The following is a 19,788-nucleotide window of genomic DNA, read 5'->3' on the forward strand; positions in this document are numbered from 1 at the left end:
GCGGCCCCCCGCACGGGGCCGGTCAGCCTGCGGTCGCGGGCGTCTCGATCTCCAGCACCTGTATCAGTTCGTCGATCCAGCCGGATACGAACGCATCAAAGGCCGGGCCAGGCTGACGCAAGCGGATGGTTTCCCCCAACGGATCGGGCGCGTCGACGCGGCTGCCCGCCATCCGCTGGATGACGGCATGGCCGCAGAACGGCACATGCGCCTCGCTATAGCCACCCTCATGCACCGCGACGACGCGCCCGGCGCAGAGTTCATCGGCCAGCCGCATCACCCGGTCGGTCATCGCGCCGAACGTCTCCGCCCCGCACAGCATCCGCCCCAGCGGATCGACAAGCGACGCGTCAAAACCGCAGGCGATGACGACTGCGTCGGGGGCAAAGGCTTGAAGGGCTGGCAGAACGATCCGGTCCATCGCCTCCAGATAACCCGCGTGACCCGTGCCTGCGGGCAACGGGATGTTCACATTGGTCCCGAACCCGTCGCCCTGCCCGCGATCCGTCGCCGCGCCGGTATCCATCGGGTAGTTGCGGTCCTGATGGATCGAGATCGTCAGCACCTCGGGGCGGTCATAGAAAATCGCCTCCGTCCCGTTGCCGTGATGCACATCCCAGTCAAGGATCGCGATCCGCTCGGCCCGGCCTTCGGCCAGCGCCGCCTCCACCGCGATAGCGCAATTGGCCAGCAGGCAGAACCCGTTGGGATATTCGGGCAGGCAGTGATGGCCCGGCGGGCGGCTGAGGGCGTAGGCGTTCGACACCCGGCCCGACAGCACATCGCGCAGCGCTTGCGTCGCGAGCCCCGCAGACACCGCCGCCACCTCGAACCCGCCGGGGCCAAAGGGGGCCCGCAGCCCCATATCCCCGCCGCCCGCATCCGACAGCGCCTTGAACCGGTCGAGATAGGCCGCAGGGTGCACCCGCTCCATTTCGGTTCGGCCCACCGGCCCCGCCCGGCGCGGCGACAGGTCGTGGATCAGCCCCGTCACATCGATCAGGTTGCGCAGGCGACGCTTGGTTTCCGGATTTTCGGGCAATCCGCCCACCATCGGCTGCACCAAACCGCCCACCGGCATAGTGCTGGCGAAATTGCCGCCATGGTGCCAGAAACAGCGTTCATCCCAGTAGAATCCGGTGGTCATGACGGGCTCCTTTCGAATCGTGCCCACGCTAGGCGCGCGGTTACGGAAGGAAAAGACGTCCTGCGCAAAATGCGACGCCGCCCGCGCCCTCTGCTGCAAAAGCAAACGGCCCGGAGGGGTCTCCGGGCCGTTGCATCGTAGTTGTGTCACATGTCGCGGCGTGGCGCGCGCTTAGCCTTGCAGCGGGCTGACCTTGATCTCGCCCCCCTCGCGGGCCTTCATCGCCAGCGCGGCGGCGTGGCTGGCGGCGAGCGTGGTGAAATACGGGATTTTGTCGAGCAGCGCGACATTGCGCATCGAGCGGCTGTCCTCAACCGCCTGCGCGCCTTCGGTGGTGTTCATCACCAGCGCGATTTCACCGTTCTTCATGACATCGACGATGTTCGGCCGGCCTTCGTAAACCTTGTTGACGACCTCGCAGGGGACGCCATGCCCATCAAGGAAGGCCGCGGTGCCACGGGTCGCCACGATGACAAAGCCCAGTTCCACCAGCACCTGCGCGGTTTCAAGCAACTGCGCGGTCTTGTCGGTTTCCTTGATCGACAGGAACACCCGGCCTTCGGTCGGCAGAACCGTGCCCGCGCCCAATTGCGCCTTCAGGAACGCCAGCGGGAAGCTGGCATCATACCCCATCACCTCACCGGTGGAGCGCATTTCCGGCCCAAGCAGGGTGTCCACGCCGGGGAACCGCGCGAAGGGCAGCACCGCCTCCTTCACCGCAAAGCCTTCGATCTGCGGGTCTTTTAGCTCGAAGTTCGACATCGGCTCACCCGCCATCAGCCGCGCGGCAATGGACGCGATCGGGCTCAGCACCGCCTTTGCGACAAAGGGCACAGTGCGCGAGGCGCGCGGGTTGACCTCGATCAGGTAGATCTCGCCATCCTTCACGGCATATTGCACGTTCATCAGGCCCACCACGCCCAGCGCCAGCGCCAGCGCTTCGGTCTGTCGCTTCAGCTCCTCGATGATCTCAGCCGACAGGGAATAGGGCGGCAGCGAACAGGCGCTGTCACCGGAATGCACGCCGGCCTCCTCGATATGCTGCATGATGCCCGCGACATGCACGGTTTTGCCGTCGGACAGTGCATCGACGTCGATCTCGGTCGCGCCGGACAGGTAGCTGTCGAGAAGGACCGGGCTGTCGCCCGACACCACCACGGCCTCGGCGATGTAGCGGCGCAGACCGTCCATATCGCGCACGATTTCCATCGCGCGGCCGCCCAGAACATAGGACGGGCGGATCACCAGCGGGAAGCCGATCTCTTCGGCGATGCTCAGCGCTTCGGCATCCGAATGCGCGATGCCGTTGCGCGGCTGCTTCAGGTCAAGCCGGTTGACCAGATCCTGGAACCGCTCGCGGTCCTCGGCCAGATCGATCGCATCGGGCGTGGTGCCAAGGATCGGGATACCCTCGGCCTCCAGCGCGCGGGCCAGTTTCAGCGGGGTCTGACCGCCGAACTGCACGATGACGCCGTGCAGGGTGCCAGCGTCCTGCTCGACCCGCAGGATTTCCATCACATGCTCGAACGTCAGCGGCTCGAAATACAGCCGGTCCGAGGTGTCGTAATCGGTCGACACGGTCTCCGGGTTGCAGTTGACCATGATGGTTTCATAGCCGCTCTCGGTCAGCGCGAAACAGGCGTGACAGCAGCAGTAATCAAACTCGATCCCCTGCCCGATCCGGTTCGGCCCGCCACCCAGAATGACGACTTTCTTGGCGTCCGAGGGGCGCGCTTCGCATTCGGCCTCGTCCATGACGGGCGTCTCATAGGTCGAATACATATAAGGGGTCTGCGCCTCGAACTCGGCGGCGCAGGTGTCGATCCGCTTGAACGACGCGATAACGCCGAGGTTCTGACGCGCACGGCGCACCTGACCTTCGTCGCGGCCCGTCAGCGTGGCCAGCCGCGCATCGGTAAAGCCCATCATCTTCAATTTGCGCAGGTCGGCTTCCTTGACCGGCAGACCTTCGCGGCGGACCTGTGCCTCGGCATCGACGATTTCGCGGATACGCGACAGGAACCACGGATCAAAGGCGGTCGCGGCGTTGATCTCATCATCGCTGAGCCCGTGACGCATTGCCTGCGCGATGGTGCGCATCCGGTCGGGGGTGGCAACCGACAGCGCCTTGATGACGGCGGCGCGCGCCTCTTCGGGGGCATCGGCATCCGCGCCTTCGATGGCAACTTCGTCGAACCCGGTCAGACCGGATTCCATCGACGCGAGTGCCTTTTGCAGCGATTCGTGGATAGTGCGGCCAATGGCCATCGCCTCGCCCACCGATTTCATCGCGGTGGTCAGGTGCGGTTTGCTGCCGGGGAACTTCTCGAACGCGAATTTCGGGATCTTGGTGACGACATAGTCGATTGTCGGCTCAAAGCTCGCCGGCGTCACCTTGGTGATGTCATTGTCGAGCTCATCGAGCGTGTAGCCCACGGCCAGTTTCGCGGCGATCTTGGCGATGGGGAAGCCGGTCGCCTTCGACGCCAGCGCCGACGAACGGCTGACCCGGGGGTTCATCTCGATCACGACCATCCGGCCATCGGCGGGGTTCACCGCCCATTGCACGTTGGAGCCGCCGGTCTCGACGCCGATCTCGCGCAGCACGGCGATCGAGCCGTTGCGCATGATCTGGTATTCCTTGTCGGTCAGCGTCAGCGCAGGCGCGACGGTGATCGAGTCGCCGGTATGAACGCCCATCGGATCGACGTTTTCGATGGCGCAAACGATGATGGCGTTGTCGGCGCGGTCGCGCACGACTTCCATTTCGAATTCCTTCCAGCCCAGCAGGCTTTCATCGACGAGGATCTGCGCCATCGGCGACGCTTCCATGCCCGAGCGGCAATACATCTCGTAGTCGTCGCGGTTATAGGCGACGCCGCCGCCGGTCCCGCCCAGCGTGAAGGCCGGGCGGATGATCGCGGGCAGGCCCACATGCTCCAGCGCGTCCATCGCCTCGACCATGCCGGCATTGATGTCATAGCGCCCGTTGGGCAGCTTCGGCGCGGCGACGATGGTGGCCTTGGGGTTTTCCAGCCCAATTCGGTCCATTGCCTCGCGGAACAGCTTGCGGTCCTCGGCCATCTCGATGGCTTCGCGGTTGGCGCCGATCAGTTCCACCCCGAATTTCTCCAGCACGCCCATATCGGCAAGCGCGAGCGAGGTGTTAAGCCCGGTCTGCCCGCCCATCGTCGGCAGCAGCGCGTCGGGGCGCTCCTTCTCGATGATCTTGGCCACGACTTCGGGGGTGATCGGCTCGATATAGGTGGCATCGGCCAGACCCGGATCGGTCATGATCGTGGCAGGGTTGGAGTTGACGAGGATGACCCGGTAGCCTTCCTCCCGCAGCGCCTTACAGGCCTGCGCACCGGAATAGTCGAACTCGCAGGCCTGTCCGATCACGATAGGGCCTGCGCCGATGATCATGATCGAGGTGAGGTCGTCTCTTTTGGGCATTGGGGGGCTCCGGTCAGGTCATCGGCGGCAGGGGGCGGCCCCGCGGCAGGCGCAGGGGTCGCGCAAATTGTCGTGGGTTATAGGGATGGGATCGGGGGGTGCAAGGGTCTGCGGGGACGCAGCCGGTAAAATTCGCGGTGCTTGGGGCAGCGCGTCCACGCCGCGCCGCGCGCGATCGGTGAGCGGCGGCACCCGATCCACGCTCCGGCCCCTGCCCGTGCGCGTCCTACGGTGCCGGTCCAAAGCGCTGCTCCGGCTTCGATCTGCCGAAAATACTTCTGCCGTTGCCAGCCCCCTGCCTCTAGACTTGCAATGCCGGGCGCTTCCGGCGATCAGACCCCCGGATACGAAGGAGTGGCGTCATGGCTTTGCCGATGCGCAAACAGGCGAAATATTGGGGGGTCGCGGCGATCGCGGTGCTGGTGCTGCTATGGGCGCTGGGGCAGGTCATCCTGCCGTTCCTGCTTGGCGCGGCGCTGGCCTATATCTTTGACCCCGTGGCTGACCGGCTGGAGCGGCTGGGCCTTGGCCGGGTCGCAGCGGTGGCGGTGATTTCGGTGGTCGCGGTGCTGGTTTTCGTGCTGTTGATCCTGTTGGTGATCCCCACGCTGATCTCGCAGGCTCTGGACCTGATCGACGTCGCGCCGGAAGTGGCGCGCAATCTCCAGACCTTCCTGACCGACCGCTTTCCCTCCATCGTCGATGCGGAATCGACGATCCGCAAATCTCTGCTGTCGCTCGGCGAGACGATCCAGTCGCGCGGCGGGGAATTGCTGCAAGGGGTGATCGGCTCGGTCAGCGGCTTCGTCAATATCCTCGTGCTGCTGGTGCTGGTGCCCATCGTGGCATTCTACCTGCTGATCGACTGGGACCGGATGGTGGCGCGGATCGACGATCTGCTGCCCCGCGACCACGCCCCGACCCTGCGCCAACTGGCGCGCGACATCGACCGCACGCTGGCGGGCTTCATTCGCGGACAGGGCACCGTCTGCCTGATCCTTGGCACCTATTACGCGCTGGCGCTGATGGTGGTGGGGCTGCAATTCGGGCTGGTGATCGGGTTTGCTGCGGGGCTCATGTCCTTCATCCCCTATGTCGGCGCGATTATCGGCGGCGTGCTGGCCATCGGGCTGGCGCTGTTCCAGTTCTGGGGGGAATGGGCGATGATCGGCGCGGTGGCGGCGATCTTCGTTTCCGGCCAGATGATCGAAGGCAATGTGCTGACCCCGAAGCTCGTCGGCAGCTCCGTCGGCCTGCACCCGGTCTGGTTGATCTTTGCACTGTCGGCCTTTGGCGCGCTGTTCGGTTTTGTCGGGATGCTCGTCGCGGTGCCGGTTTCCGCCGCGCTGGGGGTGGTCACCCGGTTTCTGCTGGGCGAATATAAGGCCAGTCAGCTCTATCGCGGCTCCTCTGGCGGAACGATTGCCGCGGGCGGTGGGGAGCCTCCCCTGCCCGATCCCGATATGGCGCCGCCCGCCACACCGCGCCCGCTCGACACCACCGCCGCTGCCACCGGCCCTGCGCCCCACGACGACCAGATCCGGGAGATCTGACCGCCATGACCCGCCAGCTTGCCCTGAGCCTGACCGTGCGCCCCGCGCTCGGCCGCGAGGATTTCTTCGTCACCGGCGCGAATGCCATCGCGCTGGCCGAGATCGATCGCTGGCAGGATTGGCCGCAAGGCAAGCTCGCCCTCACCGGCCCCGAAGGCAGCGGCAAGACCCATCTGGCGCATGTGTGGGCCGCAGCCAGCGGCGCGCGCATCACCGCCGCCGCCGATCTTCCGGGGCGCGACCTTCCGCCCGAGCGCACGGCGATGGCGGTCGAGAATGTCGACCGGATCGGCGGCGATGCGGCGGCGGAGGAAGCGCTGTTTCACCTGCATAACCATTTGCTCGCCACCGGCGGGCGGCTGCTGGTCACCGGGCGCGAGGCTCCGGCCCGCTGGCCGCTGGCCCTACCCGATCTGATGAGCCGCATGCAGGCCACCGCCATCGCCCGGATCGAACCGCCTGATGACGCGCTGCTGGCCGCGCTGCTGGTCAAGCTGTTCACCGACCGGCAGATCCCGCCCGCGCCCCGTCTCATCGACTGGCTGGTGCCCCGGATCGAACGGTCGGCGGGCTATGCCGGGCGGCTGGTGGCGATGATCGATCAGATGGCGCTGGAAAGCCGCCGTGCCATCGGCCCCGCGCTTGCCGCCGAGGCGATGGAGCGGCTTGCCGCCTGATCCCGGCCCGCGCGCGTCTGTCCGCCGTCCGCGCGGCGCGTGCGTTCGCAGCGATCCGACCGCCCGCTGCTGGACAGCCCGCTGCGCGCCCCGCATGATGCGATCATTCCTTGACGTTGCGCTCCGGGCCCGCCCCCGCCATCTGTCACCTCCGCGTTACGAAACCCCTGCATATGGGCCGCATGACACAAGCCGATTTCCTCACCGCCCCGCTGCCCGATCCCGTCACCCTGACGGATGTGGACCTGACCGGACCCGACCGTTTCGTAAACCGCGAGCTCAGCTGGCTCGGTTTTAACTGGCGGGTGCTGGACGAGGCGCGCAACCCGCGTGTGCCGCTGCTGGAACGGGTGCGGTTCGTGTCGATCTCGGCCAGCAATCTCGACGAATTCTACACCGTGCGCGTGGCGGGCCTGCGCGAACTGGCCCGTGCGGGCAACACCACCCCCGCCGCCGATGGCAAGACGCCGGCCGAGCAACTGACGCTGATCAATTCCGACGCCCGCGCCTTGATGGCCACGCAGCAGGAGGTCTGGGACAGTCTACGTCGGGAGATGGAAGCCCAAGACATCCACATTCTGACCCGCGATCAGATCGAGCCCGGCGACCGCGCCGCGCTAGAGCAGCATTTCCTAACGCAGGTGTTTCCGGTCCTGTCCCCACTGGCGATCGATCCGGCCCACCCATTCCCGTTCATCCCGAACACGGGCTATTGTCTGGCGCTGAGCCTTGAGCGGGAGGCCGACAACCGCCCCTTGCAGGCGCTGCTGCCGGTGCCCCATCAGATCGACCGCTTCGTGCCGCTGCCCTCCGCCCCCGGGGTGCATCGTTTCCTGCCGTTGGAGGAACTGTTGCTGCTGCATCTGCGCTCGCTGTTCCCCGGCTATCGGATGCGGGCCAGTTGTGCGTTTCGCGTCCTGCGCGACAGCGATCTGGAGGTGGAGGACGAAGCCGAAGATCTGGTGCGCGAATTCGAAACCGCCCTGAAACGCCGCCGCCGGGGCGAGGTCATCCGGCTGAAGCTGTCCGCCGGTGCGCCGCCCTCCTTGCGCCGGATCATCATGGAGGAACTGAACGTCACCGAGGCCGACGTGATCGAAATCGACGGGCTGATCGGCGTCGTCGACCTGAAGGAACTGGTGCTAGACGCGCGGCCCGACCTGCTCTGGCCCTCCTTCACCCCGCGCGTGCCCGAACGGGTGCAGGATCACGAGGGCGATATGTTCGCCGCGATCCGGCAAAAGGACATGCTGCTGCACCACCCCTATGAGACCTTTGACATGGTGGTGCGGTTTCTGAGCCAAGCCGCCCGCGACCCCAATGTGGTGGCGATCAAGCAGACGCTCTACCGCACGTCGAAAGACAGCCCCATCGTCGCCGCGCTCTGCGAGGCCGCGGAGGAGGGCAAATCCGTCACGGCGCTGGTGGAATTGAAAGCGCGGTTCGATGAGGCCGCGAACATTCAGCAATCGCGCCGTCTGGAACGTTCCGGTGCGCATGTGGTCTATGGCTTCATCCACTATAAGACCCATTGCAAGATCAGCACCGTGGTCCGCCGCGAGGGCGATAAGCTGGTGACCTATACCCACTACGGCACCGGCAATTACCACCCGATCACCGCGCGCATCTACACCGACCTATCCCTTTTCACCTGCGATGCCGCGCTGGGGCGCGACGCGACCAAGGTGTTCAATTACCTGTCGGGCTACGCCCAGCCTGCCGAACTCGACAATCTGTCGATCTCCCCCACCATGATGAAGCCCAAGCTTCTGGAACTGATCGCCGCCGAGGCCGCCCATGCGCAGGCCGGACGCCCCGCCGCGATCTGGGCCAAGATGAATGCGCTGATCGAGCCCGACGTGATCGACGCGCTCTATGCTGCCAGTCAGGCCGGGGTCCGCATAGATCTGGTGATCCGGGGCATCTGCGGGCTGCGGCCCGGCATTCGCGGCCTGAGCGAGAACATCCGCGTCAAATCCATCGTCGGGCGGTTTCTGGAGCATTCGCGAATCGTCTGTTTTGGCAATGGCCACGGGCTGCCGTCCAAGAAAAGCCGGGTGTTCATCTCCTCCGCCGACTGGATGGGCCGGAACCTCAATCGCCGGGTCGAGACGCTGATCGAATGTATGAACCCCACCGTGAAGGCGCAGATCGTCAGTCAGATCATGGCGGCGAACCTCGCCGACGAAGCGCAGAGCTTCATCATGCGCGCCGACGGCCGGTTTGAACGTGACCCGGGCCTTGAGGGGCAGCAATTGTTCAATTGCCACCGGTTCTTCATGGAAAACCCCTCGCTCTCCGGTCGCGGCTCCGCCGGCGCGTCCGATGTGCCCGAACTGACGCATTCGCTGGACGATTGAATTGGGGCGTGGGGAAGGGTTGGGATGAGGGTGCATGACGTCCGCGCGCGCGTTGAGCGCACCGCAAGCCTGCCCGGGGGGTGGCGCAGCTACGACTGATCGGCGCACTTTATGCTGCCACATACCTCCCCGCCCGGAGGTCAGCGTGAGATGATAAAGCGCCAGCCCGCCGGGACGGGCAGGCGCTCGCCCGCGCGGCTTCGCCTTGTTCGCGAGCGGTTGCGCAGAGCACGAATGAGCCGCCGGTGAAGTAATAAGTGCAACGCGAGCCTGCCCGTGGGGTGGCGCGGGAACAAATGAGCGGCGCGCTTTGTGGTGACACATTCCTCCCCGCTCCGAGGTCAGCGTGAGGTGACAAAGCGCCAGCCCGCGAGGACGAGCAGGCGCTCGCCCGCGCGCTTCGCTTGTTCGCGGGCGGGTGCACATAGTGATAAGGTTATATCTTTCCGCAACCGCCCTTGCCCCCGTCCAACCTACCTCCGGGCGCGCGCTTGCCCGCGCGGCTGCGTTCTAATCCCAGGTGGCGGCACCCAGATCGACAATGGCTCGGCAATTATCCCTTACGTTCCCGGCAAAACCACCTGCTTCGGGGAACATGCCGCCGCGCGCGGGATTGACCCCGGCGGGTGCCTCACGGCAGGGTGCGCGCGCGCGGTCGGGGCCGGTGGCTCCCGCGTCGCGCTTGGTGCACAGCCGCGAGGAGACCGGCGATGGATGGTCAACCCGAACAGACCGTCACCGATTGGGGCCCCTTTGGGCGGCCGCTGTTTCAGGACCCGGCAGCCCGTGCGCTGCGGCGCGTCGGCGTGATCGATGTTGGGTCCAACTCGGTGCGGATGGTCGTATTCGACGGGGCGGCGCGCTCGCCTGCCTATTTCTACAACGAGAAAGTCATGTGCGGCTTGGGCTCCGAGATCGGAGAAACCGGCAGGCTCAGCCCCGATGGCCGCCGCCGGGCCTTGGCCGCGATCCGCCGTTTCGTCGCGCTGGCCGAGGGCATGGACATCCCGCCGCTGACCGCCGTCGCGACCGCCGCCGTGCGCTCCGCCGAGGATGGCCCCGATTTCTGCGCCGACGTGCTGCGCGAAACGGGGCTGACCGTCTATGTCATCGATGGCGAGGAAGAGGCCCGCCTGTCGGCCCAAGGCGTGCTTCTGGGCTGGCCCGAAGCCGAAGGGCTGGTCTGCGACATCGGCGGCAGTTCGATGGAACTGGCCGAGGTGTCGGGCGGCAAGGTCGGTGCACGGGCCTCGACCGCGCTGGGGCCTCTGCGGCTCAAGACGCTGAAGGGCGGGCGCAAGGGCCGCAAGGCCGAGATCGACGCCGTGCTTGACGATCTGGCGACCCATGTGCCGCGTCACGACCGGCTCTACCTTGTCGGTGGCTCGTGGCGGGCGATTGCCCGGCTCGACATGCTGCGCCGGGGCTACCCGCTGTCGGTCCTGCATGACTATGTGATGACGCCGAAATCTGTGCGCGCGACCCTCGACTGGGTGGATGAACACGACCTCGACAGCCTGCGCCAGACGGCCCGGCTCAGCGAGGCGCGGATCAGCCTTGTCCCCGTCGCGGGTGAGGTGCTCCGCCGGTTGATGAAGACATATGCGATCAAGGAAATCCACACCTCTGGCTACGGCATCCGCGAAGGCATGCTGTATGAGCAGATGCCCGAACGTCTGCGGGCCCGCGATCCGCTGGTGGAGGCCTGCCGCTACGACGAGGCGCGCAATGCCCGCCTGCCCGGCTTTGGCCGCACGCTGCATAATTTCATCGCGCCGCTGTTTCGCGGCTCCAACACGCCCGACCGGCTGATCAAATGCGCCTGCCTGCTGCATGACGTCAGCTGGCGTGCCCATCCCGATTACCGCGCCGAGGTCTGTTTTGACAATTCCACTCGCGCCAATTTCGGCGGCATCGACCATCCGGGGCGGATCTATCTGGGGTTGGCGCTGCTGCACCGGTATCGCAATGCGCTGCCCTCCACCCTTGCCGATGATCTGCTGGACCTGCTGCCCGAGGGCAAGCTGCGCGAGGCCGAGGTGCTGGGCAAGGCCATGCGCTTTGGCGCGATGTTCTCGATCAATCAGCCCGAACGTATGGGCAATCTGCGCTATCATCCGAAAAAGAAACTGCTGATCCTCACTCTCCCTCCCGAGGCCGCCCCGCTTTATGGCGAGGTCGCCGCCGCGCGTTTCGCCTCATTGGCTAAGGCGCTTGGGGTGGAGACCGAGGTAAAGCTCGGGCGCTGAGCCGCGCCGCCCTCCGCCACGAAAGGCCCACCTCCCATGGCCCCCACGCCCCGTCCGATCCCGTCTGCCCTTGAGAGCCGCGCGCAGTCCGACGCGTTGGTGCATGATCCCGCTGGCGGAATGCCGCGCCTGCTGGAAATCATGGCCCGGTTGCGTGACCCGAACGGAGGCTGCCCGTGGGATCTGGAACAGACCTACGCCAGCATCGTCCCCTACACCATTGAAGAGGCTTACGAAGTTGCCGATGCCGTGCAGCGCGAGGCATGGGATGAATTGGAGTTGGAACTGGGCGATCTGCTGTTGCAGGTCGTCTATTTCGCCCAGATGGCCGCCGAGGATGGGCGCTTCGATTTCGACAGCATCGCACGCAAGATCGCGGATAAGATGGTCGACCGGCACCCGCATGTGTTCGGCGACGAGACCCGCGCCGATACCGCCGCGCAGAATGCTGCGTGGGAGGTGCAGAAAGCGTCCGAACGCGCCGCCCGTGGCGAGGCTGGTGTTCTTGACGGCGTGGCGATGGGACTGCCCGCGCTGACCCGCGCGCTAAAGCTGCAAAAACGCGCCGCGCGGGTGGGGTTCGATTGGAACGATCCTCACGCAGTGCTGGCGAAAGTCGCGGAGGAGAGCGCCGAATTGGTCGCAGCGCACGACAGCGGCGACGCCGACGCGGTCGAGGATGAGATGGGCGATCTGCTCTTTGTGATGGTCAACCTTGCGCGGCACATGGGTGTCGACCCCGAAGCCGCGCTGCGCCGCACCAACGGCAAATTCACCCGGCGCTTCGGACAGGTCGAGGACGGCTTGGCCCAGCAGGGCCGCACACCAGCCGAGGCCACGCTGCAGGAAATGGACGCCCTGTGGACTGCTGCAAAAATGGCAGAAAAGGTTAAATTTCAAGAATAGTTTTAGCAATTTACAAACTTGTCTTCATGCAATCCTGAGATGTCCCTGACATCCCCCTGCCGCTGTTACATCCCAACCGAACCCCTATCCCCCTTGGTTCGTGGGCGACCAGCCCCCGGACCGCGCCCGACCCTCCCCATGGGAGGGCGCATTTAGCTCGTCGCTCAGGGCGCAACCGGCCTGCGGGGCTATGCCATAAAGCGCTGAACTCCAGCGTGCCTCCTGCGCCCACCCAGGGTCAGGCGCGATCCTCTTGGTGGCGCTATGAGGCCAAACACCAGACCTGTCCCAATGCGCCGCCAATCCCGGGGCTCCGCCCGTTCGCGGCTGAAAGGGTCCACTGGACCCTTTCCGAGACGCCCTCAATCCCGGGGCTCCGCCCGTTCGCGGCTGAAAGGGTCCCCCGGACCCTTTCCGAGACGCCCTCAATCCCGGGGCTCCGCCCGTTCGCGGCTGAAAGGGTCCCCCGGACCCTTTCCGAGACGCCCTCAATCCCGGGGCTCCGCCCGTTCGCGGCTGAAAGGGTCCCCCGGACCCTTTCCGAGACGCCCTCACCCCCTTGCCGGTAGGGGCTGGCTGAAATAGACAACGACGACGCCGTAACCCGTTGGCGCTAGAGGAGAAGGCACGCATGGCATCCAAGGCTGGCAGGAAAACCGTGAACATCCTGATCTGGGGGCTGCTTGCGCTGCTCATCGTGGGTCTGGCAGGCTTCGGCACCGTGAACTTCGGGGGCACCTCGACGGCTGTCGCCACCGTCGACGGGCGCGAGATCAGCGGCACCGATTATTTCCGCGCGCTGAACGGCCGTATTAGCGCCGCAGAACAGCAGTTGCAGCGCCAGATCACGGTTCCCGAGGCCGAGCAGATGGGCCTGACCGTCGCCGTGCAAGGCGAATTGATGGGACAGGCCGCGCTGAACAACGAAGCGGATCGTCTGGGCCTTTCCGCTGGCGATGAGCGCGTTGCCGCCCGCATCGTCGCCGATCCGAATTTCCAAGGCATCAGCGGCAATTTTGACCGCGAATCCTACGAATTCGTGCTCGACCGCAACGGCATCAAGGCCAGCGATTACGAAGACGACGTGCGCCTCGACGCCGCGCGCGCGCTGGTGCAGGACGCCGTTGCCGCAGGCACGCCCGCGCCCGCTTTCCAGACCGCTGCGCTGATCGACTATTTCGGACAGCGCCGCGATGTGCGCTGGCTCGCGCTTGGCCCCAATGACCTGTCCGAGCCGCTGCCCCAGCCGACCGAAGCGATGCTTCAGGCCCATTACGACGCCAACCCCGACGCCTACACCCAGCCTGAAACGCGCGAGATCACCTATGCCGTGATTACGCCCGATATGATCCTTGATCAGATCGAACTGGATGAAACCGCGGTGCAAGCGCTCTATGACGAGCGGATTAGCCAGTTCCAGCAGCCCGAGCGCCGTCTGGTCGAACGGCTGGTATTCTCCTCCACCGACGCCGCCGATGCTGCCTTGGCGCGGATCGAGGCAGGTGAAATCACCTTCCCCGAACTGGTCGCCGAACGGGGCCTGACGCTTGAGGATGTCGATCTGGGCGAGCGCACCGAGGATAGCCTCGGCGCCGCCGGTGCCGACGTCTTTGCGCTGGAAGAGCCGGGTATTGTCGGCCCGGTCGAAAGCGATCTGGGTCCGGTTCTGTATCGCATGAACGGTATCCTGTCGGCGCAGGAAGTCAGCTTTGACGAGGCCCGTGGCGATCTGGAAGAGGAACTGCGCCTTGCCGCCGCCCGGCGCGAAATCGACCAGATCCGCGACGATCTGGACGATCGTCTGGCCGCTGGCGCCACCATCGAGGATCTCGCCAACGAGACCGACATGGAGATCGGCGATATCGATTGGTATCCGGGCGTGGAGCGGGGCATCGCCTCCTACACCGCCTTTACCGAAACCGCTGCCGCACTGGAGGAAGGCGACTTCCCCGAACTGGTGCAGTTGGCCGATGGTGGCCTCTATGCCGCGCGGCTCGATGATGTGGTGCCGCCGACCCTGCGCCCGCTCGACGAAATCCGCGAAGAGGTCATCGCCGGGTGGCGCAATGCCGAAATCCGCGACCGGTTGATGGAGCAGGCCCGCACCGTTCAGGCGCAGATGGGCGTCGGCTCCGCGCTGGAAGATCAGGGTTACGCGGTCGAAACCGCCAAGGATGTGACCCGTACCGGCTATCTGGACGGCACCCCCGCCGAGATGCTGACCACGATCTTTGATCTGGGCGCGCCGGGTGACACCGCCCTGCTCGACGAAGGCAACGAGGTGTTCCTCGTCACGCTCGACGCCATCAACCCGCCCGCCGAGGAAGACGAGCAGATCGCGCTGTTCCGCGACGCCATCAGCGAGGAGATCAACCGCTCGCTCGCCAATGATGTGTTGACGCTTTACGCCCGCGAACTGACCGATCGGTCCGAGCGTAGCCTGAACAGCGCGGGCATCGCTTCGGTCCACTCGCAGATCCGCTGACCGGCGACGCCAGCTAAGACATCTTCGGCGCGCCGCATTTCCGACCCGCGGCGCGCCGGGCCCCACCCCCGGGCGATGGGCCCGCTTTTCGGACCGCCCCGCCCCCGCCAGCCGACGCCGTTTGCCCGTGACGGCCCCCAGATAAGGACGCCGCCCCCGTGAGCCGCATGTTCCCCGATTACGACAGCTTTGCCGCCGCTTACGATGCCGGGCAAAATCAGGTCGTCTATACCCGCCTTGCCGCCGATCTCGACACGCCGGTGTCGCTGATGCTGAAACTGGCTGGCGCGCGCGAAGACAGCTTTGTGCTGGAATCGGTGACCGGCGGCGAGGTGCGGGGCCGCTATTCCATCGTCGGGCTGAAGCCCGATCTGATCTGGCAGTGTCACGAAGGCTCCGCCCGGATCAACCGGCAGGCCCGCTACGACCCCGCCGCGTGGGAGGATCAGTCCGGTGATCCGCTGACCTCGCTGCGCGCGCTCTTGGCCGAAAGCCGGATCGACCTGCCCGATGAACTCCCCTCTGCCGCCGCGGGTCTGTTCGGCTATCTCGGTTATGACATGATCCGGCTGGTCGAAACCCTGCCCGGCGGCAATCCCGATCCGCTGGGCCTGCCCGATGCGGTCATGATGCGCCCCACCGTGGTCGCGGTGCTGGACGGGGTGAAGGGCGAGGTCATCATCGTCTCTCCGGCCTTCACTGGGTCGGGGCTCAGCGCGCGGGCGGCCTATGCGCAGGCCGCTGAACGGGTGATGGACGCCGTGCGCGATCTGGACCAAGGCGTGCCGGGCGAGGCCCGCGATCTGGGCGACGCACAGGCGCAGATCGGCGAACCGGTTTCGAATTTCACCAAAGCGGGCTACATGGCCGCCGTCGAGAAGGCCAAGGATTACATCCGCGCGGGCGATATCTTTCAGGTCGTGCCCGCCCAACGCTGGGCGCAGTCGTTCCCGCTGCCGCCCTTTGCGCTTTATCGCTCCCTGCGGCGCACCAACCCGTCGCCCTTTATGTTCTTCTTCAATTTCGGCGGTTTTCAGGTTGTCGGCGCCAGCCCCGAGATCCTCGTGCGGCTGCGCGAAGGAGAGGTGACGATCCGGCCCATTGCAGGCACCCGCCCCCGCGGCGCCAACGAGGCCGAAGACAAGGCGCTGGAGGCCGACCTGCTTGCCGATACCAAGGAAACGGCCGAGCATCTGATGCTGCTGGATTTGGGCCGCAACGATGTGGGCCGGGTGTCGAAACTGGGCACGGTCCATCCGACCGAAGAATTCATCATCGAGCGCTACAGCCACGTCATGCATATCGTCTCGAACGTGGTGGGTGAGATCGCCGAGGGCGAAGACGCGCTGTCCGCGCTTCTCGCGGGTCTGCCGGCTGGCACCGTGTCGGGCGCTCCTAAGGTCCGCGCGATGCAGATCATCGACGAGCTAGAGCCCGAAAAGCGCGGCGTCTATGGCGGCGGCCTGGGCTATTTCAGCGCCGATGGCGACATGGACATGTGCATCGCCCTGCGCACCGCCGTGGTGAAGGACGAAACGCTCTACATTCAGGCCGGTGGCGGTGTCGTCTATGACAGCGACCCCGAAGCCGAATGGCAGGAAACCGTGAACAAGTCGAAAGCCCTGCGCGCCGCTGCCCTCGATGCGGGCCGCTTCGTGCGCAAGGGCAACTGACTGGCCCTGCGGAACGCCCCACCCTGTCGCCCTGCATGAGCGCTCCCGCGCGGGGTGCTTCGCATGGGTGGGGCCACCGCCGCAGCACATGAACCGTCCGGGCGCTCTGCCCGTTCAGGGTGACGGCGCCGCCCGTTCACGAGGCCAATCGCCGCCACAGACCAGAAATCCGCAAAATCCGCAAATTCAGCGGACAGCTAGAACCCCTCGACCGCCTCCTGCGCGATCTCGTCTAGGAAGCTCTGCACCTCCTGCATCGGGCCTTCGGGATAGTCGCGGAAGCCGATCTGCACCGCGCCCTCCCGCTCCATGACAAAGATCCCATAAGGACAATGGGCAAGGTTCAGGGGGTCTGCTTCCATCATCTTGCGCGACAGCACGGCGGAGCAGAACAGATACATGTCGGCATTGTCATAGATCTCGACATCGCTGCCCACGTCCTCGCGGGTGCGGGCCAGCATATCCCCCACATGGCTGATGCTGTCGACGACGAGGCCCTTGCCAAGGATGGCGTTTTCCAGCGCGAATGCGGCGTCCTCGAAACTGCCGTCATAGCTGTAGGTCGTCACCCCCTGCGCAATGGCGGCACTGCCAAGGGGGGCAAGGGCGCCCATCAGCGCCCCCGCCAAACCAAGCGCCAAGCCGCGCGGTGTAACAGGTGAAAACCGGGATCTGCGGGTCATGGCGTGTCCTCCTCTGGTCGGGGACATGATAGCGCGGCGCGGGCGTTTTCGCCAGCCGCGCCGCGCCTGCTTACGGTCCGGCTTACTCCCCCGTGGCGCGTAGATAGGCCTCGATCGCGGCGATATCATCGGCGGAGCGCAGGCCCGGAAACGCCATTTTCGTGCCCTTCAGATAGTCGCGCGGCTTGGTCAGAAACGCCCCCAGCGTTTCGCTGGTCCATGTCAGGCCCGCTTCCCCGGCCTCCTCCATCGCCGAGGAATAGCGGAAATCCTCGACCGTGCCCGCCTGCCGGCCGAACACGCCGTTCAGATGCGGACCGGATCGGTTGACCGCGCCCTCCCCGACCTGATGGCAGGCTTTGCATTTGCGAAACACCTTTTCGCCGGCCGCGACCAGCGCCGGATCGGGCGGGGCCATGCTGTCGGTGCCGGCGTCGGTGCCAGCGTCAGTTGGCATATCGGCAGGCGTGTCGGTCACCGCATCACCCGGTGCCTCGTCCTGTGCCGCCTGCGCGCCGGTGCCTGATGCCTCGGCCAATTGCACAGCGTCGGCGGGCTGCGCCGCGTCCGCTTCGGTCACGCCGCTATCCTTGTGCCGGGCACTGCGGGCGGCGCTGTCATCGGGCGTCACATCCACAACCGCCGCGCGCCCGGTGATGGTGACGCTATCCTTGCAGGCGCTCATGCACACCTCGCCGGAAAACAGCGGCAGCTCCACCTCGGCCCGGTCATCGGGCATGAACCCGTCCTCGTTCGGCAACCGAGTCTCGGTGAAATTCGCGCGGGACAGCACGAAATCGTCCTCCACCTCCCAATTTAGGAACAGCAGATAGGCGGTGATGGCATAGACCTGATCGTCGCTGAGGCTTTGCGCATCCCCGAACGGCATCGCGCGGTGAACGTAGTCATACACCGTCGACAGATAGGGCCAGTAGGATCCGATGGTCTTTACGGGGCGATCTGCGGTCAACGTATCCGCGCCCCCCGCCAGAACCGGCCAGCGGCCCCGTGCCTCGCCGAAATCGCCGTGGCAACTGGCGCAGGCCTCGGTGTAGATCGCTTCGCCCTCGGACACCGATCCCTGCCCGTCCGGCAGGCCGGTGCCATCGGGGCGGATGTCGATATTCCACGCCGCGATTTCGGCAGCCGTCGCCGGACGGCCCAGTTGATCGAAGCCCGGCGCGCCCTCCGTCGCCGCCATAGCGGGGCCCGCGCTCAGACTGACCGCAACCGCCAGCATCAGTTTAGGAAATTTCGACATTTTCCGCCTCCCCTTCGGCATCGACCGCCCAGGTCTGAATACCGTTATTGTGGTAGATCGAGTTCTCGCCCCGGATCTGCCGCAGCGCATCCTTCGTGGGCTGAACGTAGCCGGTGCTGTCATGCGCCCGGCTCTGCAACAGCAGCGGACGGCCATCCCATTCGAATTCGTGGTAGAACCGGTGCATCGACTTGTCCCATGACGGGCCCGACATCCGTGCCTCGACCCATGTGATGCCGCCATCCAGCGTCACGTCCACGCGCGGGATGGTGCCGCGCCCGGACCATGCGACGCCGGTCAGCACCGTAGGCCCCGGCCCGTGCGTGATGGGAGCCTGCGGGCTGGGCGAGGTGATCACCGATTTCGCGTCCATTTCCCATGTGAACCGCCGCGCACGTCCGTCGCCCAGCAGATCGGTGTATTTCGAGGTCTCCTCGCGGTGGTGCCAAGGCTGATCGCCCACCTCCAGACGGCGCAGCCACTTCACCCACATGTTGCCTTCCCAGCCGGGCACGACCAGCCGCAGGGGGTAGCCTTGCTCGGGGCGCAGCGCCTCTCCGTTCATCTTGAAGGCCACCAGACAATCGTCGAGCGCCTTCTCCATCGGTATCGAACGGGTCATCGCCGCCGCATCCGCGCCTTCTGCCAAAAGCCACTTCCCGCCCGGCTTGACGCCTGCCCGCTCCAGCAGCAGACGCAGCGGGACCCCGGTATACATCACGTTGTGGATCATGCCGTGGGTGTATTGGCAGCCGTTCAACTGCGCGCCGCGCCACTCCATCCCGCTATTGGCGGCGCATTCCAGAAAATACACCCGGTTCTCCCGCGGAAAGCGCAGCAGATCCTCCATCGTGAAGACCAGTTCATTATCGGTCATCCCGTGGATCATCAGACGGTGCTGGGCGGGGTCGACCTCTGCCACGCCGCTGTGATGGCGCTCAAAGCACAGACCGTTCGGCGTGATGATCCCGTCCAGCGCATGCAGCGGCGTGAAGTTGACCGACGACACCGGATCGGCAGTCAGCCAGTCGACATTGCGGCGGCGCACGCTGGCCTCATAGGGCGACGGCACACCATAGGGCGCCGCATCGACCCCCGGCCCAAGGGTCTGGGTCCACGGGGGCAACGTTGTGATCGCCGGATCGCCCGCGGCCTGCGCCCATGCGCGCCCCGCCGGTGCCAGACCGGCCCCCGCCCCCGCAGCCGCCCCGGCCAGCCCCGCCGCACCGCTTAAAATCTGCCGCCGCGTAGGATGATCAGGCTTGCGCTCCGCATCGGGTCCCGGCCCGCGCCCTCGTCCTCCTTCGTGGTCCTGTCCCATCGCGGCCTCCCTGAGAT

General features: G+C 65.8%; 12 protein-coding genes. 7 read left to right on the forward strand and 5 right to left on the reverse strand.

Going from position 1 to position 19,788, the window contains the following annotated elements:
- Window positions 1-22 precede the first annotated feature (22 nt).
- Together CBW24_RS10460 and carB are read right to left on the reverse strand one after the other, a co-directional pair.
- Window positions 23-1,147, reverse strand: coding sequence for a histone deacetylase-like amidohydrolase (locus CBW24_RS10460; RefSeq protein WP_097373545.1), 1,125 nt, complete (start codon window positions 1,145-1,147; stop codon window positions 23-25).
- 171 nt (window positions 1,148-1,318) lie between these two features.
- Window positions 1,319-4,603: a carbamoyl-phosphate synthase large subunit gene (gene carB, locus CBW24_RS10465; protein ID WP_097373546.1), complete on the reverse strand. Its 3,285-nt coding sequence runs from the start codon at window positions 4,601-4,603 to the stop codon at window positions 1,319-1,321.
- 362 nt (window positions 4,604-4,965) lie between these two features.
- Between carB and CBW24_RS10470 the strand changes: the two genes are divergently transcribed.
- From CBW24_RS10470 to trpE, 7 genes are all read left to right on the forward strand, one after another.
- A complete protein-coding gene (locus CBW24_RS10470; RefSeq protein WP_088661681.1) occupies window positions 4,966-6,156 on the forward strand; it encodes an AI-2E family transporter in 1,191 nt (396 codons plus the stop codon).
- Between the two features lie 5 nt (window positions 6,157-6,161).
- The gene (locus tag CBW24_RS10475) at window positions 6,162-6,833 is read left to right on the forward strand and encodes a P-loop NTPase family protein (RefSeq protein WP_088661680.1); all 672 of its coding nucleotides are present in this window, start codon (window positions 6,162-6,164) and stop codon (window positions 6,831-6,833) included.
- Between the two features lie 182 nt (window positions 6,834-7,015).
- Window positions 7,016-9,193 (forward strand): RNA degradosome polyphosphate kinase, encoded by a 2,178-nt coding sequence (locus tag CBW24_RS10480; protein WP_097374203.1) that lies wholly within the window; start codon window positions 7,016-7,018, stop codon window positions 9,191-9,193.
- A gap of 710 nt (window positions 9,194-9,903) precedes the next feature.
- Window positions 9,904-11,442 (forward strand): Ppx/GppA family phosphatase, encoded by a 1,539-nt coding sequence (locus CBW24_RS10485; protein WP_088661679.1) that lies wholly within the window; start codon window positions 9,904-9,906, stop codon window positions 11,440-11,442.
- Between the two features lie 36 nt (window positions 11,443-11,478).
- Complete coding sequence (gene mazG, locus CBW24_RS10490) at window positions 11,479-12,348, forward strand: nucleoside triphosphate pyrophosphohydrolase (protein WP_097373547.1); 870 nt, start codon at window positions 11,479-11,481, stop codon at window positions 12,346-12,348.
- A gap of 631 nt (window positions 12,349-12,979) precedes the next feature.
- Entirely contained in the window at window positions 12,980-14,833 is a 1,854-nt protein-coding gene (locus tag CBW24_RS10495) for a peptidyl-prolyl cis-trans isomerase (RefSeq protein ID WP_097373548.1), read from the forward strand.
- Between the two features lie 167 nt (window positions 14,834-15,000).
- Entirely contained in the window at window positions 15,001-16,506 is a 1,506-nt protein-coding gene (gene trpE, locus CBW24_RS10500; RefSeq protein WP_097373549.1) for an anthranilate synthase component I, read from the forward strand.
- A 197-nt stretch (window positions 16,507-16,703) separates the two neighbouring features.
- Here the strand turns inward: trpE and CBW24_RS10505 are convergent, their stop codons facing one another.
- The 3 genes from CBW24_RS10505 to soxC all read right to left on the reverse strand — a co-directional run bounded on the left by CBW24_RS10505 (window position 16,704) and on the right by soxC (window position 19,771).
- On the reverse strand, window positions 16,704-17,120 hold the full coding sequence (locus CBW24_RS10505) for a DUF302 domain-containing protein (RefSeq protein ID WP_097374204.1): 417 nt from the start codon (window positions 17,118-17,120) through the stop codon (window positions 16,704-16,706).
- A 151-nt stretch (window positions 17,121-17,271) separates the two neighbouring features.
- Entirely contained in the window at window positions 17,272-18,450 is a 1,179-nt protein-coding gene (locus CBW24_RS10510) for a c-type cytochrome (RefSeq protein WP_097373550.1), read from the reverse strand.
- Window positions 18,434-19,771 carry a sulfite dehydrogenase gene (soxC, locus tag CBW24_RS10515; RefSeq protein ID WP_097373551.1) on the reverse strand — a complete coding sequence of 446 codons (1,338 nt, stop codon included), beginning with the start codon at window positions 19,769-19,771 and terminating at the stop codon, window positions 18,434-18,436. The genes CBW24_RS10510 and soxC overlap by 17 nt, the downstream gene beginning before the upstream one ends.
- Between the last annotated feature and the right edge of the window lie 17 nt (window positions 19,772-19,788).

The sequence above is a fragment of the Pacificitalea manganoxidans genome (assembly GCF_002504165.1).
Taxonomy (GTDB): domain Bacteria; phylum Pseudomonadota; class Alphaproteobacteria; order Rhodobacterales; family Rhodobacteraceae; genus Pacificitalea; species Pacificitalea manganoxidans.

What these genes read in the sequence shown, in the direction of transcription:
- trpE (WP_097373549.1), top strand. Translation starts at nt 15,001, where the DNA reads ATGTTCCCCGATTACGACAGCTTTGCCGCCGCTTACGATGCCGGGCAA.
- CBW24_RS10460 (WP_097373545.1), bottom strand. Translation starts at nt 1,147, where the DNA reads ATGACCACCGGATTCTACTGGGATGAACGCTGTTTCTGGCACCATGGC.
- CBW24_RS10475 (WP_088661680.1), top strand. Translation starts at nt 6,162, where the DNA reads ATGACCCGCCAGCTTGCCCTGAGCCTGACCGTGCGCCCCGCGCTCGGC.
- CBW24_RS10480 (WP_097374203.1), top strand. Translation starts at nt 7,016, where the DNA reads ATGACACAAGCCGATTTCCTCACCGCCCCGCTGCCCGATCCCGTCACC.
- mazG (WP_097373547.1), top strand. Translation starts at nt 11,479, where the DNA reads ATGGCCCCCACGCCCCGTCCGATCCCGTCTGCCCTTGAGAGCCGCGCG.
- CBW24_RS10510 (WP_097373550.1), bottom strand. Translation starts at nt 18,450, where the DNA reads ATGTCGAAATTTCCTAAACTGATGCTGGCGGTTGCGGTCAGTCTGAGC.
- carB (WP_097373546.1), bottom strand. Translation starts at nt 4,603, where the DNA reads ATGCCCAAAAGAGACGACCTCACCTCGATCATGATCATCGGCGCAGGC.
- CBW24_RS10495 (WP_097373548.1), top strand. Translation starts at nt 12,980, where the DNA reads ATGGCATCCAAGGCTGGCAGGAAAACCGTGAACATCCTGATCTGGGGG.
- CBW24_RS10470 (WP_088661681.1), top strand. Translation starts at nt 4,966, where the DNA reads ATGGCTTTGCCGATGCGCAAACAGGCGAAATATTGGGGGGTCGCGGCG.
- CBW24_RS10505 (WP_097374204.1), bottom strand. Translation starts at nt 17,120, where the DNA reads ATGGGCGCCCTTGCCCCCCTTGGCAGTGCCGCCATTGCGCAGGGGGTG.
- CBW24_RS10485 (WP_088661679.1), top strand. Translation starts at nt 9,904, where the DNA reads ATGGATGGTCAACCCGAACAGACCGTCACCGATTGGGGCCCCTTTGGG.
- soxC (WP_097373551.1), bottom strand. Translation starts at nt 19,771, where the DNA reads ATGGGACAGGACCACGAAGGAGGACGAGGGCGCGGGCCGGGACCCGAT.